12 protein-coding genes are annotated in these 16,063 nt (G+C 71.0%); 4 read left to right on the top strand and 8 right to left on the bottom strand.

Annotated elements, in window-relative coordinates; all coding sequences use genetic code 11:
- The first annotated feature begins 49 nt into the window (after positions 1 to 49).
- Both AB0B14_RS25655 and AB0B14_RS25650 read left to right on the top strand, forming a co-directional pair.
- Positions 50 to 742: a response regulator transcription factor gene (locus AB0B14_RS25655; RefSeq protein WP_357524635.1), complete on the top strand. Its 693-nt coding sequence runs from the start codon at positions 50 to 52 to the stop codon at positions 740 to 742.
- Complete coding sequence (locus AB0B14_RS25650; protein ID WP_357524633.1) at positions 739 to 2,187, top strand: HAMP domain-containing sensor histidine kinase; 1,449 nt, start codon at positions 739 to 741, stop codon at positions 2,185 to 2,187. Before AB0B14_RS25655 ends, AB0B14_RS25650 begins: the two co-directional genes overlap by 4 nt.
- 204 nt (positions 2,188 to 2,391) lie before the next feature.
- On the opposite strand, the gene AB0B14_RS25645 is transcribed toward AB0B14_RS25650, so the two are convergent.
- The gene (locus AB0B14_RS25645) at positions 2,392 to 4,461 is read right to left on the bottom strand and encodes an MMPL family transporter (RefSeq protein ID WP_357524711.1); all 2,070 of its coding nucleotides are present in this window, start codon (positions 4,459 to 4,461) and stop codon (positions 2,392 to 2,394) included.
- A 541-nt stretch (positions 4,462 to 5,002) separates the two neighbouring features.
- On the opposite strand from AB0B14_RS25645, the gene AB0B14_RS25640 reads away from it, so the two are divergent.
- Positions 5,003 to 7,462, top strand: a complete 2,460-nt coding sequence (locus AB0B14_RS25640; RefSeq protein ID WP_357524631.1) for a helix-turn-helix domain-containing protein — start codon at positions 5,003 to 5,005, stop codon at positions 7,460 to 7,462.
- 61 nt (positions 7,463 to 7,523) lie between these two features.
- Here the strand turns inward: AB0B14_RS25640 and AB0B14_RS25635 are convergent, their stop codons facing one another.
- Both AB0B14_RS25635 and AB0B14_RS25630 read right to left on the bottom strand, forming a co-directional pair.
- Positions 7,524 to 9,032, bottom strand: coding sequence for a cellulose binding domain-containing protein (locus tag AB0B14_RS25635; RefSeq protein WP_357524629.1), 1,509 nt, complete (start codon positions 9,030 to 9,032; stop codon positions 7,524 to 7,526).
- 86 nt (positions 9,033 to 9,118) lie between these two features.
- Positions 9,119 to 9,685: a hypothetical protein gene (locus tag AB0B14_RS25630; RefSeq protein ID WP_357524626.1), complete on the bottom strand. Its 567-nt coding sequence runs from the start codon at positions 9,683 to 9,685 to the stop codon at positions 9,119 to 9,121.
- A 227-nt stretch (positions 9,686 to 9,912) separates the two neighbouring features.
- On the opposite strand from AB0B14_RS25630, the gene AB0B14_RS25625 reads away from it, so the two are divergent.
- Positions 9,913 to 10,908: a hypothetical protein gene (locus tag AB0B14_RS25625; protein ID WP_357524624.1), complete on the top strand. Its 996-nt coding sequence runs from the start codon at positions 9,913 to 9,915 to the stop codon at positions 10,906 to 10,908.
- On the opposite strand, the gene AB0B14_RS25620 is transcribed toward AB0B14_RS25625, so the two are convergent.
- The 5 genes from AB0B14_RS25620 to AB0B14_RS25600 all read right to left on the bottom strand — a co-directional run bounded on the left by AB0B14_RS25620 (position 10,905) and on the right by AB0B14_RS25600 (position 15,997).
- Positions 10,905 to 12,023, bottom strand: coding sequence for a hypothetical protein (locus AB0B14_RS25620; RefSeq protein WP_357524622.1), 1,119 nt, complete (start codon positions 12,021 to 12,023; stop codon positions 10,905 to 10,907). The two genes, AB0B14_RS25625 and AB0B14_RS25620, sit on opposite strands and share 4 nt — an antisense overlap.
- Positions 12,024 to 12,103: 80 nt before the next feature.
- Entirely contained in the window at positions 12,104 to 12,835 is a 732-nt protein-coding gene (locus AB0B14_RS25615) for a hypothetical protein (protein ID WP_357524620.1), read from the bottom strand.
- Between the two features lie 134 nt (positions 12,836 to 12,969).
- Complete coding sequence (locus AB0B14_RS25610; protein WP_357074076.1) at positions 12,970 to 13,845, bottom strand: alpha/beta hydrolase; 876 nt, start codon at positions 13,843 to 13,845, stop codon at positions 12,970 to 12,972.
- 240 nt (positions 13,846 to 14,085) lie between these two features.
- The gene (locus tag AB0B14_RS25605; protein WP_357074074.1) at positions 14,086 to 14,457 is read right to left on the bottom strand and encodes a hypothetical protein; all 372 of its coding nucleotides are present in this window, start codon (positions 14,455 to 14,457) and stop codon (positions 14,086 to 14,088) included.
- A gap of 85 nt (positions 14,458 to 14,542) precedes the next feature.
- The gene (locus tag AB0B14_RS25600; protein WP_357074071.1) at positions 14,543 to 15,997 is read right to left on the bottom strand and encodes an MFS transporter; all 1,455 of its coding nucleotides are present in this window, start codon (positions 15,995 to 15,997) and stop codon (positions 14,543 to 14,545) included.
- Positions 15,998 to 16,063 lie beyond the last annotated feature (66 nt).

The raw sequence follows: 16,063 nt of genomic DNA, 5'->3' as shown, positions 1-16,063 counted from the left end.
TCGGGGACAGTGAGCGGCAAAAGCATCGACTGGAAGGGGGCGCTCCGGCGTGCGGATCATGATCGCGGATGATGACGCGGCCATCCGTGAGTCGCTGGAGCGGGTGCTCCAGGTCGAGGGTTACGACACCAGCACCGTCGCCAACGGTCCCGCCGTGCTCGACGGGGTCGGTGGGGCCGGCGGTGACACGCTGGATCTGCTGATCCTCGACGTGATGATGCCCCGCCTCGGCGGGTTGGAGACCTGCCGGCGGTTGCGGGCGGCGGGTCGGGATCTGCCGGTGTTGATGCTGACCGCCCGTGACCAGGTCTCCGACCGGGTCGCGGGGCTGGACGCTGGCGCTGACGACTATCTGCCCAAGCCGTTCGCCACCGAGGAGTTGCTGGCCCGGGTGCGGGCCCTGCTGCGCCGGCGCACGCCGGGCGACGGGGAGTCGCAGATCCTGTCGTACGCCGACGTCCGGGTCGATCCCGACAGGTTCGAGGCGTGGCGTGGCGGGCGGCCGCTGCGCCTGACCAGGACCGAGTTCTCCCTGCTGCAGGTCCTGGTGAGCAACGCGACCCGGGTGTTGACCCGCGACGCGCTGTTCGAGGCGATCTGGGGCTTCGACATGAGCGCCACCGCCAACAACCTCCAGGTGTACGTGAGCTACCTGCGCCGCAAGATGGAGGCCGAGGGTGAGCCGCGATTGATCTACACGCTGCGCGGCCTGGGATACACGTTGCGGGAGACTCCTCCGTGAGCAGGCCCGCCGGCCGGGAACCGCGCCGGCTGACCCGGTGGTGGCGCCGGCGGTCCCTGCGGACCAGGCTGACGGTGATCTCGGCGACAGCCATCGCGGTCAGCGTGTTCGTGGCCTTCCAAGTGGCCAGCGAGCTGATGGACGGGAAGCTGCGGGACACCGCCGAGGAACAGCTGCGCGCCGACTCCCTCGTCCTGGCGACGAACGCGCAGCACGCCGGTCTGGCGCAGGTCCAGCTACCGCCGTATCCCGGATCCGGTCGGCTGGTGCGGGTCATCCTGCCCGACGGCTCGACCCGGACGCCGGCCGGCCAACCCGCGCTGCCCCCGGTCAGCGAGCACGCAAGGCGCGTGGCGCAGGGCGCGTCGGACGACCTGCTGGAGTCGACCGACTGGAACGACGGCTACCGCATCTACACGCTGCGAGCGGGCGACGGCGGGGTCCAGGTGGCCGACCTCGCCGACGACACCCCAATCAACCAGTTCGGGTTCGGCATGCTGCTGATCGGGCTGCTCTGCGTGGTCGGCGGCGCCCTTGTCGGGCGGACCGTGGCGCGGACCGGGCTGGCACCGATCGATCGGCTGACCGCCGCCGCGGTACGTGTCGCGCACACCCAGGATCTCGACGCCGACATCCCGGATGAGGGCGGTGGGGAGATACGGCGGCTGATCCAGTCGATCAACGACATGCTCACCGCGCTCCGGGACTCCCGGCGGGCCCAGCGGCTGCTCGCTGAGGACGCCGCCCACGAGCTCAAGACCCCGCTCACCAGCCTGCGCCTCAACGTCGAGCTGCTGATCCGGCTCGATCGGCGCGGCACCCTGGACAACGCACTGCCGGCGGAGAGTCGGACTCGGTTGCTCAACGATCTCGGCGCCCAGGTGGCCGAGTTGAGCACCCTTGCCGCCGAGCTGACCGACCTGGCGCGCGGTGACGTCAGCGACGAGAGCACCGAGCTGCTCGACCTCGCCGACGTGGTGGTGGCCGCCGCGACCCGGGCGCGTTCCCGCGTGCCCGACATCGAGGTCGCGCTCGACGTGACCTCCGTGTGGGTGAGCGGGCGTCCCGCTGCGCTCCAACGGGCGGTGCTCAACCTCATCGACAACGCCGGCAAGTGGTCTCCCGCGGACCAGCCGGTCCAGGTCCGGCTCCGTGCCGAGGGCGCGTCGGCGGTGCTCGTGGTCGACGACGCCGGGCCGGGCATCGACGCTGCCGACGTACCGCGGGTGTTCGACCGGTTCTACCGTGCCGACAGCGCCCGGGGGTTGCCGGGATCCGGTCTGGGGCTGTCGATCGTGCAGCGGGTCGTCGACGCCCACGGCGGCCGGGCCACCGTCGCCCGCTCCGTCCGCGGTGGGGCGCTGCTTCGGGTCGACCTTCCGGCCGCGGCCCCGCCCGCCCCGATCGCGCGGCTCACCGCCGGGGAGGACACCGCGGTGCGCTGAACCCCGGCGGCGCAGGACAAGGGACGGCGGCCCTCAGGCATGGCCCCGCGCGGCTCACCGTTCGGGGCAGGACACCGCGGTGCGCCGACCCAGCCCCGGTCGCCCGGCGCAGGACCAGAGGGCGGCGACCGTCGGGCCCATGACAAGATCCGGGAGGGGCCTGGGTCCCCGTCCCGGATCTCGTCCGTGCCGCCGCGCCCACCGTTACCGCGCGGGTTCCTCCTCCTCGGCGAGCGACTGTTGACCGTCCGGCGGCTCCACCGTCGGTCGGGACAGCCGGCTCGGCCACCAGATCCGCCGGCCGATCAGCAGGGTGAGGGCGGGCACCAGGACCGACCGCACCAGCAGGGCGTCGAGCAGCACGCCGAAGGCGACCAGGAAGCCGACCTCGATCAGCATCACCAGCGGAAGTGTGGCGAGGACCGCGAACGTGGCCGCCAGGACCACGCCTGCCGAGGTGATGACGCCGCCGGTGGCGGAGAGGGCTTTGCGCATGCCCGCTCTGGTGCCGAGACGCACGGTCTCCTCCCGGGCTCGGCTGGCCAGGAAGATGTTGTAGTCGACGCCGAGCGCCACCAGGAACAGGAATGCCAGCAGCGGCACCGAATAGTCGACACCTGTGAACCCGAGGATCGTGTCGAAGACGAACACGCTGCCGCCGAAGGCTGCGGCGAATGAGACGATCACGGTGGCCATCAGGACCAGCGGGGCCACGATCGCGCGCAGCAGCAGCCCGAGGATGATCAGGACGACGGCGAGCACCAGCGGGATCACCAGCTTCTCGTCGCGGCTGGTGGTCACCTCGGTGTCGAGGTTCTCCGCACTCGGCCCGCCGACGATCGCCTCCGCCCCGCTCACCGCGTGCACGGCGGTGCGCACCCGCTTGATCGTGTCGTACTCTGCGACGGTGTCCGGCGCGTCCGTCGGAAACACGGAGATGTCGGCCCAGCCACCGCTGGTCTGACCCGGGATGGCCAGGGCCACACCGTGGGTGCCCGTGACGATGTCGAGCACCCGCTCCTGGTAGGCCGGCCGCGTGAAGATCGTCATCGGCTGGCCGCCGAGCTCCGGGAAGTGCTGGCGGAGAACGGTGAAGCCGGTGACGGACTCCGGCGCGGACAGGAACTGGTCCTGCTCCCGCAGGGCGCCGGTGTTGCCCGCCAGGCCGATGGCGAGAACGCCGAGGACTCCGAGCGAGCCGAGCGTCGCCACCCACCGGCGGCGGTTGATGGCGGTGCCAAGCCGTCCCCACAGCCCCGGCTTCTCCTCCACGGCCGTGCTGAACCGCGGGATGGCCGGCCAGAAGATCCGCCGGCCGAGCACCACGAGTACCGCCGGGAACAGCGTCAGCATGGCCACCAGCGCGCACAGGATGCCGGCCGCACCGATCGGGCCCAACCCGCTGGTGCTGTTCAGGTCCGCGACGAGCAGGCAGAGCAGGCCGGCGACCACGGTGGCCGCGGACGCGACGATGGCCGGTGCCGCGCCGCGTAGCGCGTGGACCATCGCAACCCGGACGTTCTCGTGGTGGCGCAGTGTCTCCCGATATCGAGCGATGAGCAACAGCGCGTAGTCCGTGCCGACGCCGAATACCAGGATCGTCAGCAGCGCCGAGTTCTGGTCGTTGACCACGATGCCGAAGCCCTTGACGAGCAGGTAGACGGTCGCCATCGCGGTCAGTGCGGCCGCGCCCACGGCCACCAGCGGGATGAACCACAACACCGGGCTGCGGTAGGTGAGGATGAGCAGGAGCGTGACGACGACAACGGTGGTGAGGAAGACCTGCAGGTCGATGCCGTCGAAGACGGCGTCCATGTCGCCGTCGATCGCGGCCGGGCCGGTCACGTCGAGTTCCAGGCCGGCGGGGCGGTCCTTCGCGGCGTCCCGCAACGGGCCGACGATGGCCTCCGGTGCGCCGTAGGTCGTGCTCACGTCGAGGGTGAACATCATCGCCTTGCCGTCGGTGGAGAGTCTCGTCGGTGGGCCCTCGTCGTCCTCGCCGGCCGCTGCCACTTTCGGCGGGTACCGCTTGGCAAGGGTGTTGTAGTGGCGCTCGACCGTCGCGCGGTCGGCGTCGGTCATGCCGCCGGCGCGGTGGTACACGAAGACGAACGTGTTGTCGTCCCCGCCGGGGAGACTGTCCTCCAGCACCGCCACCTTGGTGGACTCGGCACTTGCCGGCAGGGTGTCCACGGCGCTGTCGGTGGTGACCGAGCTCAACTTTCCGCTCAGCGGCACCATGACCGCTGCCAGCGCCACCCACAAGCCAATCACCAACCACGGCACCCATCGGCCTGCCAACCGACCGGCCGGCGCTTCCCCGGACGGCGCTGCGTTGACTGCCATCACTAGCCTCCTACATGCGGGTTAGTTCGCTTATCTGATGCCGACTTCGTACCGAGCGAATCTGAGACGACCGTTAATGCGGCGCTCGGGCCGGTGGGCCGATCCAGGTGCCCAGCGCGTCCGCACCGCACCCCACGGACGTGCACCGCCGGGCGCTAGACGCACTCGCCGTGCTCTTGATCTGGACGAGACTGCCTGGCGTTCCCAGCGGCCAGGCTTGTGGATCACGGTCCGCCCCGCACCTGATGGCGTCCGGCGGGCCGCCGGACCGCGAGCACAGGCCGTCGACGGCTTCCGGGTCGTCCGTGGTGGCCGGTCTCGTCGATGGCCGGCACCGTGCCGCGTCTGACGTGTCGAGGAATCGCCATGGTGATACTCACACTCGGTCCACAGTGGCCCGAAATTCGTCACGCTCATGCGAGCATCAAGGCACGTTACGTAACTGCGGGCGCTCGGTGGTGGGGGGAGCATGCCCAAGAGTCAGGTGCGACGTGACCAGTTCGGAGGCGTCCTCAGGACCCTCCGCTTGGAGCGGCGGCTGACCCAGGAGGAGCTTGCCGAGGCGGCCGGCGCCAGTGTCCGCGGGATCCGGGAGATGGAGCGCGGCCGGGTCCGCAGCCCGCAACGACGGACGGTGGCGCTGCTCGCCGATGCCCTGCGGCTGGACGGGGCCGACCGCGACCGCTTCGTGGCCCTGGCCCGGGTCGAGCGGCAGCCGCACGACCGAGCGCCGGTGCCGGACGACCGCGTCGCGGTGCCGGGCGACCGCGCGGAGCTGCCGCACGATCGGGTGCCGGCGCCGTACGACCGCCCCGCGGTGGTCGTACCCGGGGAACTGCCCGCCGCCGTTCCGGACCTGGCCGGCCGGGCGGAGATCCTGCAACGGCTCTCGGCGCTGGCCGCCGACGTCACCGCGGGGCAGCCGGACACCGCCTCGGTGGTGGTGCTGCACGGGCCGCCGGGGATCGGCAAGACCAGCCTCGCCGTCGCCGCCGGGCATCGGCTCAGCCCGGCGTTCGCGGGCGGGCAGCTCTTCGTCGACCTGCAGGGCGCCTCGCCGGACGGCCCGGTCGACCCGGGCGAGGCGCTGGCCGGGCTGCTGCGGTCGCTCGGGGTGCCGGACAATCGGGTGCCGGTGTCGCCGGCCGAGCGGGGTGGTTTGTTCCGTACCCTCACCCGGGACCGGCCGCTGCTGGTGGTCCTGGACAACGCCGCGAGTGAGGCACAGGTGCGCCCACTGTTGCCGGCCGGGCGGGGATGCCTCGCGCTGGTCACCTGCCGGCGTCCACTGACGGGTCTTGCCGGTGCGGTCCGCCTGCCGCTCGACCTGCTCGACCCCGCAGCCGGTCGACTGTTGCTCGCGGCGATCGTCGGCGCCGACCGGCTCGCCGCCGAGCCGGCCGCGGCGGACCAACTCGTCAAACTCTGCGGCCGGCTGCCGCTGGCCGTCCGGATCGCCGGCAACCGTCTCGCCAGCCGACCACAGTGGTCGGTCGGTTGGCTGGTGGACCTGCTCCGCGACCAGCGTCGGCGGCTGACCGAGCTGACCGCCGGCGACCTGGGCGTCCGCTCCGCGTTCGAGGTCTCCTACCGGCAACTGGACCCGATGGCCGCGCGAGTGTTCCGGCGGGCCTCGCTGATTCCCGGCACCGACTTCGCACCCGCGCTGGTCGCCGCCGTGGCCGGCACCGGCGAGGAGACCGCGGCGGCGGCCCTGGAGGAGTTGGTCGAAGCCGGTGTCCTCCTGACCCTGGGGGACCGGTACCAGTTCCACGACCTGGTCCGGCTCTACGCCCAGGAACGCCTCGACGCCGAGGAACAACAGGCCTGCCGGGTCGAGGCGCACGATCAGATGGTCGGCTGGCTGCTGCGGCGTACCCGGCAGGCCGGCTCGATGTTCGAACCGGTCGCCGCTCGGGTCGACTCCCCGTTCGACGACGATCGGGCGGCGGCGTACTGGTTGGATCGGGAGTCCGGCAACTGGCTGGCGGCGCTGCGCGACGCGGCCCGGCGCGGTCGGCACGCCGACGTGGTCGCGGTCACCAGGGCTCTGCACTGGTACTCCGACGCCAACAGTCACCGGCACTCCTGGGACGAGATCTTCTCGCTGGGAGTGGCCGCGGCCCGGGCCGCCGGTAGCCCCCGTGACGAGGCCGTCCTGCTGAACTTCCTGGGCTGGGCCCGGTACTTCTGCCGGGACCGCAACACCGACGGGCTGGCCGCCCTGGACCGGGCACTGGAGTTGGCCCAGCGGATCGGGGACCGCCGGGAGGAGGCGTGGGCGCTGACGTACAGCGCCGCGATCTTCATTCGGATCGGCAGCGGCGGGGCGGCCGTCGACCACTGCCGCCGGGCCGTGGGCCTGTTCCGCGAGATCGGGTACGCCCTCGGCGAGCACAGCGCGGCGGGTGTGCAGGGCGGGGCGCTGGCCGCGCTTGGCCGGTTCGCCGAGGCGGCCGACCTGCACCGCGACGTGTTGGCGTTCTACGCCCGTGGCAGTAGCGGTCTCAGCCGTACCGGCGCGGCGGTGGCCAGGGCCGGGACGATGATGAGTCTCGGGGCGGACCTGGCCGGGATGGGCCGGTGGCGGGCCGCCGCCGATGAGTACGCCCGTGCCCGGCGGGTGTTCCACCGGTGCGGCGCGACGTTCAGCGAGGCCAACGCCATCCACCGGTACGGGCTCGCGCTCCAGGCGTTGGGTGAGGTCGACGCGGCGGCCGGGGCGCTGCGGTCGGCGTTGGCGCTGTATGCCGCGCTGTGCTGCCCGTGGTGGGAGGCGCAGACCCTGTCCGCGCTCGCGGCGCTGGCCGGCGAGGCCGCTGACGCCCGCCGGTTGCGTGAGCGGGCGCTCGACCGGTGTGGCGAACTGGACGCACCGGAGGTGCGGACGCTGCGCGCCAGCCTGCGGCGCGAACTGGCCGAGTCCTGATCCTGAGCACGAACCGGGCCCCGCCGACGATGCGGCGGGGCCCGATGTGCAGGGACAGGGGTCAGTTGCAGGTGGTGCCGTTGAGGGTGAACGGGGCCGGGACGGCGGGGGAGCCGTTCGCGGTGAAGCCGAAGTTGACGGCGCCGCCGGTCGGGATGCTGGCGTTGTGGTTCTCGTTGGTGACGGTCACCGCCGCGCCGGTCTGCTGGAAGATGCCGTTCCAGTGGCCCTGGACGAGTTGTCCACCCGGGAAGGCGAAGCCCAGCGACCAGCCGTTGGCGGCCGGGCCGTCGTTGTAGACGGTGACGCTGGCGCTGTAGCCGGTGCCCCACGAGTTGGTGACGACGAAGGAGACCCGGCAGGTGCTGGCGATCGTGGTCGCCGGCACGATGTTGCCGTAGTCGTCGCGGGCGGTGGCGAAGTCCTGGAAGCCGAAGCCCACGCCCAGTGACCGGGTGGTGGTGCCGGCGGCGAGCACGGTGCCGTTGGCGTTGACGGAGTAGACCGGGCCGCCACTGTCGCCGCCCCGTGCGGCCTCGTCGCCGTCGAGCTGGGTGGCCTCGACGAGGTCCTCGATGTCGTCGTAGTGGAAGTCGACCCGCAGGTTGCAGACCGGACCGCCGATAGCGCCCGCGGAGGTGTGCCCGGACTGGCACAGCAGTTGGCCGGGGAAGACCTCGGTCCAGCGGAGCACCTTGGCGCGGACCTCGTCCTGCTGACCGCCAACGTAGAGGTGGTCGCCGGGTGTCGACGTCGAAATGATCATCGTGTCGTGGTCGTCGTTGCTGTCGACCGCGTAGCCGACCAGCGTGCCGGTGCCGGTGGACAAGCCGACGTGCCAGGGCGAGCCGATGGCACCGCAGTGTTCGGCAGTCAGGAGGTAACCGGCGTCGGTGTCCACGTTGCGGACGCCGAAGCCGGCGGTGCACCAGGGTACGGTGACCCCGATGCTCGCCCCGCCGTCGAACGGCGCGGCATCGTTGGCCCGTGACCGTTCGACCATCCGGTCGCGTTCGACGATGCTGGTACGCACGCCGGTGGCCGGCAGCTTCGGCAGCTTGGCGCCCGCGGTGTAGTCCACGCCGATGTCGATGCCGGTGCCGTCGGTGCGCAGCCGGACCGAGTGGCTGGCGTCGGCCGGGTTGGCCTTCACCACCGGGGTGAGGGCGGCGGCCGCCTTGCGGAGTTCGGCGCGGGAGTAGGTGGCCTTGGCTACCTGGACCGGCGCGGTGTGGCGGGCGGCGGTGACGGCTGCGGTGATGTCGGTGGGTAGTGCACCCTTCCACCACAGGGTGACGTGGTCGTCGACCAGGCCGATGCCGGCGTAGCCGCGTGCCGGTGCGCGGTCCACCGCGGTGCGGATGACATTGGCGGCGTCGACGAGCGGGGCCTGGGCGACCATCCGGTCCACGGTGGGTGCCGGGATGATGTCGAGGATGGAGGCGGGGGCTGCGGTCGCCTCGGGCTGGCCGGACTCCGCGTACGCGGAGGTGGGACCGGCGAGCGCCGTCGCGCCGACCAGTGCCCCGGCGACCACCGTACGGGTGATCGCTTTCCGTATTGATGTCATGCCGCTGAGTCAAGCAACGTCCGCTGCCGGGAGACAGGCACGACGCCCGGCAGGAGTCAACAAGCCGGTGGTCCTGCCGGCAGTCCTCAGAGCATTTCAGCGAGCGCGAAGCCGATCAGACTCGCCGCCATGACGCCGATGAACGCCCAGACGTAGACGCGGCCGTAGGGAAGGGCCTGGACGGCGGTGTAGAAACGGTGGTGCTCGTACCAGAGCAGAGGGAATTGGCCGGTCACGAGTCCCAGAACTCCCCCCATCGCCAGAGCGAGGGCGAGGGCGAGGGCGAGGAGGACCATGCTGGCCCCCGTGATCGCCCATTCTGCCCCCACCTCCTGATAGACGGTGCCGTTGTCACGGACCGAAATTCGGTCGCCCGGTTGCGCCGTGTCGCTGACGATCTCTCGTCGAGGATCCGTGGCCGAACCGTCGTCGGCTGTGAACTCGCCCCAGCACTGCCGGGTCTCCCGGCGGTCCTCGGCGTCGCGGTCCCGGTCGCTGTACGAGACGTCCACCCGGCAGGAAGCGACGGTGAGAGTGCCGCCGGTACCGGCCAGGCCCACGGCAGTCGCGAACGCGTGTCCGCCATAGGTGCCCACCAGCGCACCAGTGAGAAGGAGAAGCAGACTGACGGCGTGGCGGACGATGCGAGGCACTCGGCGGACACTACAACTCAGACGCCAGCGGTCAGCGCTCGCGATGAGTTGCTGCGCCGCTTGGTAGAGGCCAAGATCGGTGGCCAGACGTCACGTCGCTAGCTTCGAGCCCGCGGCTGTCGCGCGGTGCGGCGGGCAGCGGCGTCGAAAGTATAGAGACGGGAACCAAGGTCTATGTTCGCTCCTCGGGCCTCGCCGGCACCGCATCCGGCCCGCACAGTGGGAGCGTGAGCCTGGACATCAGAGGTATCTCGTACATCGTCGGCGATACCTCCGGCGAGGCCGTGCGCCGGGACATGCACGCCATCCGCGAAAGCCTGCACTGCACGACGGTGATGGTGATCGGCACCGATACCCGGACGCAGCTGGACGCCGCGCGGCACGCCCTGGACGTCGGGCTCGATGTCTACATCCGGCCGTACCTCGCCGACCGCCCGCACCGCGAGATCCTGGCCCATCTCACGGCGACGGCCGCCGGGGCCGAGGAACTGCGCGTGCGGTACCCGGGTCGGGTCACGCTGCTGCTCGGCAGCGAATTCTCCCTCACCTCCCCGGGGATGCTCCCGGGACCGCGTGTCTTCATCCGACTCCAGGTGCTGGTGCGGTGGCGACGCTTCTTCGACCGCCGGATCACCCGCAAGCTCAACGCCCTGCTCGGCGCCGCCCTGCCTGTTGCCCGCGCCGCGTTCCACGGGCCGGTCACCTACGCCGCGGGCTTCTGGGAGAAGGTCGACTGGTCCGGCTTCGACGTCATCGGCGTCAACCTCTACCGTCTCGGCCCCAACCCGGCCGTCTACCAGCAACGGCTGATTGCCCTGCTGGAGGAGGCGGACCGGCCGGTGGTCATCACCGAGTTCGGGTGCGGCGCCCACCTCGGGGCCGAGCGCCGTGGTCCCGGCTCGTTTCGGATCGTGAACTGGTTCACCCGACCACCCCGGGTCAGGGACGGGCACGTACGCGACGAGGCCACCCAGGCGGCGTACCTGGCGGAACTGATCGACCTCTACGCCGCACACGACGTACACGGCTGCTTCGTCTTCACCTTTGTCATGCCGGACTTCCCGCACCACGCGGACCCGCGGTACGACCTGGACATGGCTGGCTTCGGCGTGGTGCGGGTGCCCTCCGCGGACCCGTCCCGGTGGGAGCCGAAGAAAGCCTTCCACCAGGTGGCGCGGCGGTACGAGGCATTCGAGGGTGGCGCCGCCGGACAGCACAGCTAGCCCCTCCCCACGAATGCTGCGAACAGGCCCCGCTCGTGGAACGCGGCGAGTCGCTCCGGTGGCAGGCAGCTGGCCAGGTTCCGTTCCAGGTCGACCAGTTCGAGGTCGACCGCGTACACCACGAAATCGTCGGTGACCGGCAGCGTGGCCGACCAGTCGCGCAGGTTCAGCCGAGCCGCCACCGCGCACCACAGTCGTCGGCCGATCTCGGATCCGGCCGCCACGTCATCGTCGTCCGCGTCGAGCAGCGCGAGTTCCTGCTGGACGAGCCGAGACGGTTCGGTGTCGCCGAGGTCGATGCCGGTGCTGGCCTCGAAGTCCGCCGGTGCCCAGGCGGCCCGGGCATCGATCGAGGCCAGCTCGGCGCGCTCGTCCGCGGTGGCCGCGCTGATGTCGATCACCAGCTGTGTCGGCCGGTCATAGCTGAGGGCGAGGCAGGCGATGGGGTCGTCGACCGCCAGCCCCGCGGCGGCGTCCGGGACCAACGCGACAAGACTGTCCTCGATGGCGCGGCACGCCGCCGCAAGATCGAAGCCTGCGGGTGGGCGGGCGTACCGCGTTCGCGACTGGTTGCCCCTGACCTCGACGAGCCGGTGCAGGCCGTGGTCGTCGTGCTCGGCCACGAGTACGGCAGGCGGGCCGCCGCTGTGCTCGATCTCGACGCGGCTGATCCGCCCGTCGGTGTACGCGTACGACTCCCGCCCCGAGCCGCGTCGCGCGACCATGGTGGCCGTGTGCATCAGCCCGTCTTCGAAACGGTACTCGTGCAGGTAGATCGGGCCGTCCAGGTCGAAGTGCGCCACCTCGACGACCTCGTCGCCGTGGCGGAAGAACGTCTCGTGGTACCGGGTGCCGTTGAGGAAGCCGCTGTACTCCTCGACCACGACCACGCGGCCCTGGGCATCGAACCCGATACGCAGCACGTCCCGATCCAGCGGGGGACGGGTGTCCAGACGACGCCCAGGCTTGCGCAGGTCCCGTTCGAAGTGCAACGGACGCAGATCGAGCCCCGGCCACGTGTACCAGTCCCAGCCCTCGACGAGCGCGGTCGCCGCCCGCTTGCGGGCCTCGTGTTCGTCGGCGAGCTGCGCGAACCGCGCGGCAGGATCAGGCATGTCCAGGATCGTACGGATGACGCGTACCTCCGGTGGCCGCCGCGGAGCGCGACCGCCGGGTTGCCGATGAGCCAGAGCCGCTAGCGGCGCGCAATGGACGAGCCGGACGGCTGGCCATCGACGCGCAGATCGTTCAGTGTGGAGGCGAGGCGGGCCGCGAGCGACGCATCGGCGAGCGCGAGTTCCGCGATCAGCGCGGCCGCCGCCGCCCGGAGAGCGCGGGTGAGTTCGGCTTCGTCGAGCGCACGGACCAGGGTGGCGTTCAGCGGCGCGGTCACGTCCGGAGGAAGCAGGTGGGCGCCTTTCGCGTAGCTGGTGGGATGACCGAGGCGCAGGCAGGCCAGGGCGAGAACCTGGCCGCGTAGGGCGCTGATCCACTGCTCGGCCTGCCACCAGCGGTGCCGTTGGATGCAGATCCACGCGTGCAGGGCGTGGTGCCAACCCAACCCGACCAGGGTCCGCCGGCCGGGGGACGGATCTTCCTGCGCCGGTGCGGGATGCCCGAAGACGGTACGCCAGGTCGGACCGCGCGGCCCGAACTGAGCGGCCGGGGTGAACCCAATGTCCACTTCGAGCATGCCGGGAAGCAGGAACACCCGGTACACCGACGAGCCGGACGGCAGGTCCCAGTGGTGGACGGCGGCGAAGTCGCGGTAGAGCAGTTCACTCCAGTGGCGCAGCGCCGAATCCAGTGCGCCTTCGATACCGAGGACCAGGTCGATGTCGGACCATCGGTCTGCGCCCTCGACGGCATGGGATCCGGTGACCGCGGCCCCGACGACGGCGGGGTCACTTTCGGCTGCGGCGAGCAACCGCTCCCGGATCGAGTCACGCGCGCCCACGGAGAACACCGCGCCACCCTACGCCGCGATCCCGGGTCGCTCAGCCACCCGTTCCCGGCGGCCCGAACGAGGCGCGGGATGCGGCTGAACGACACCGAGGCGGCTCAGGTGTTGTCGAGCACGAACGTTCGCATGAGGTCGGCGCATTCGGCCGCGTGCGTCTCCAACAGGAAGTGCCCGCCGTCGTAGATGTGCGCGTCCATGCGCTCGAGAGCGCGGTGGTAGGCGAGGACCTCGTCGACGTCGAAGAACGGGTCGTGCCGTCCCCACAGCACCAGCGCCGGCGGCTGGTGGGCCCGGTGGTACTCGGCCAGCTCGGCGAAGCGGGCGACGTGGTTGGCGTAGTCGGTGAACAGCGCGAACTGGGCGTCGATGTTGCCGGGTCGACGCATGCGCTCCCAGTCGAGGTGCCACGACTCGGGAGGTTGCAGGGCGCGCACGCCCTCGGGCAGCCCGGCGAGGTACTGGTCCCGGGTGCCGGCGAAGGTCAACCAGTCCGGCAGTTTGGCGCGCTGCTGGTCGGTCGGGTCGGCCCAGTACGCCTTGGCGTCGTCCCACTGCTCGCCGAGGCCGTCGGAGTGCGCGTTGCCGCTCTGGACGATAAGACCCTGGATGCGATGGGGGTCGCGGGTGGCCAGGTGGTAGCCCACGGGTGCGCCGAAGTCGTGCAGGTAGACGAAGAAGCGTCGCACCCCGAGCCGGTCGAGCAGGTGCTCGATCGTTCGGGACAGGTTCTCGAAGGTGTAGTCGTACGCGTCGATGGTCGGTGACGACGACATGCCGAAGCCGGGAAGATCGGGCGCGATCACGTGTGCGACGTCGGCCAGCGTGGGCATGACCTCGCGGAAGGTGTGCGACGAGCTCGGAAAGCCGTGCAGCAGCAGTACGGTCGGCTGACCGGCGCGCCCGGCCTCGCGGAAGAACACCTCCAGGCCGTCGACGTCGGCCTGTCGATGGCGGACCTTCCGGATCGCCTGCATCGCGTCCTCCTCCCACAGCGGCCGGCGAGCATCGGGTGCCCGCCGAACAGCCGCGCACCACCGGCAGCGACGTTCATTGTTCCCTGCCCGGCCGGGCCGCGCAGGCACTGTCGGTCCAACCCGGTGCCCGGCCACCGGGAATGGTGCCGGGCTTCGTCGTCGGTAATGGACCAGCACCGGCTGGTCGGGATGGTACGCCCGCCCGCCGTTACCCAACCCGACAGCGTCGCCGGCAGAGTCTCAGCGCCGATGCGCCTGCCCGCGGTTGAGGTGGCCGTGGAACCATGCCGCCGCCGCGTCGGCATCTGTCGTCGGATCGACACAGTCGAGCCGCAGCCCGGCGGGGCCCGCGGTGTTGATGAGGGCGTCAGCGGCGCGTACGCCGTCGTCCCAGTTGAGACACGCCGGGCTCCAGCCGCCACGCAGGTTCTTGCCGTCATAGTCGAGCCGCAGGGTCTGGTAGATCCAGTTTCCCCGGAGGAAGTCGTACGACGCGATCATCCAGAGCGTGCCGTCATCGTCCTGGTGGTACCAGTCCTGAACATCCGGGACGAGCTTCGCGAGTTCAGTGAAGAAGGCGGTCTCGTCGGCGGTGGGTTCGGCGTCCCGCACGGATCCGATTCTCGCAGACCGGGCAGCTCGACCACGACAGCCTGCCGCCCCCGCCCGCGTCGGTGTCGATGGGGTCGGCTCACCATCACCGGGGCCGGCGGGAGGCCGGCGACCTGATCAGGAACAGCACGGTGAGTAGGGCCAGGGCCGCGAGGCCGGTGCTGACCTGGAATCCGCTGCGCATGCCGTCGGCGATGAGCGCGGCGGTGGGTGCGGTGCCCTCGACCTGCGGGGCGTCACCGACGACCGAGGTGTACACCGTGGACAGGACGGCCACCCCGAGTGTCGCACCGGACATCATGATCGCTTGAAGCAGCCCGGACGCGGCTCCGGCGTCCTCGGGGTCCACCGTCGACATGATGGTGACGTTGAGCGGAACGGCCACGAGGCCGAGGCCCGCGCCGGCGAGCAGCAGCGGCCCGAACAGGCCGGCGAGGTAACCGGTGGTGGCGGAGATCTGGGTCAGCCAGGCGGTGGCGATCAGGAGTACGACGACACCGGTGGCGGCCGTCGCCTTCGCGCCGTACCTGCCCAGTGGTCTGGCCGCGTTCTGGGCGGTGACCAGCAGCCCGGCCGCCATCGGCAGGAAGGCGAGGCCGGCCTGCAGCGGGTTGAAGCCGGACACCTCCTGCACGAAGAGGATGAGGAGGAACTGCATGCTCAAGGTCACCATGGGCACCAGCAGCAGGCCCAGGTAGGCCCCCGCCCGGGAACGGTCGGCGAACACGCCGAGCGGCATGATCGGCTGCGGTGCCGTCCGTTCGAGCAGGACGAACGCGATCAGCGACAGGACGCCGACGCTCAGTCCGACCAGGGTGAGCGGGTCGTTCCAGCCCTGTTCGGCGGTGCGCACCAGCCCGAACACGACGCCGACCATGCCGACCAGGGAGGTCGCCGCCCCGGGCAGGTCGAAGCGGCCGACCGTCCGTGGTGACTCGTCGACGAATCGGCGCGCGAAGAGCAGCACGAGCAGGCCGACCGGGACGTTGACGAACAGCACCCAGCGCCAGGAGGCCAGGGTGACGATGACGCCGCCGAGGATCAGGCCGAGGGTCATCGCCGACGCGGTCATCGAGGAGTAGATGCCGAGCGCTCTGGTCTGTGCGTCGCCCTGGAAGCTGATGACCAGCAGGGCGAGGGTGCTCGGCCCGGCGAGTGCCGCGCCGACGCCCTGCAGCGCCCGCATGGCGACAAGCCACTCCGCGTTCTGGGCCAGGCCGCCGAGCAGGGACGCCACGGTGAACAGCGCGATGCCGGCCAGGAACACGCGCCGTCGGCCGAGGATGTCGCCGGCTCGACCACCGAGCAGCAACATGCCGCCGAACGCGAGCAGGAAGGCGTTGACCACCCAGGAGAGGCCGGCGGTGGAGAAGCCCAGGCCGTCTCTGATCACCGGCAGCGCCACGTTGATGACGGTGCCGTCGAGCATCAGCATGACCTCGCAGGACACCAGGATCGTCAGGGTCAGCGCGGCCGCCCGACCGGTCCTCGGGGCCGGTGTCTGGGTGGTTTGCGCAGTGCGGGGCGGCGAACTCGACACGGATCCTCCTGCTTGAATAGCGTGGAGACGAGTGAGCAAATAGTGAACGCGCCCGTCTACTATATG

Origin of the sequence: Micromonospora sp. NPDC049171 (assembly GCF_040648275.1) — a bacterium.
Taxonomy (GTDB): Bacteria; Actinomycetota; Actinomycetes; order Mycobacteriales; family Micromonosporaceae; genus Micromonospora.
This window is presented reverse-complemented; position numbering and strand designations above follow the sequence as displayed.

Excerpts from the sequence above, each read along its gene's own strand:
- AB0B14_RS25640 (WP_357524631.1), top strand. The coding sequence starts at position 5,003 with ATGCCCAAGAGTCAGGTGCGACGTGACCAGTTCGGAGGCGTCCTCAGG.
- AB0B14_RS25635 (WP_357524629.1), bottom strand. The coding sequence starts at position 9,032 with ATGACATCAATACGGAAAGCGATCACCCGTACGGTGGTCGCCGGGGCA.
- AB0B14_RS25620 (WP_357524622.1), bottom strand. The coding sequence starts at position 12,023 with ATGCCTGATCCTGCCGCGCGGTTCGCGCAGCTCGCCGACGAACACGAG.
- AB0B14_RS25610 (WP_357074076.1), bottom strand. The coding sequence starts at position 13,845 with ATGCAGGCGATCCGGAAGGTCCGCCATCGACAGGCCGACGTCGACGGC.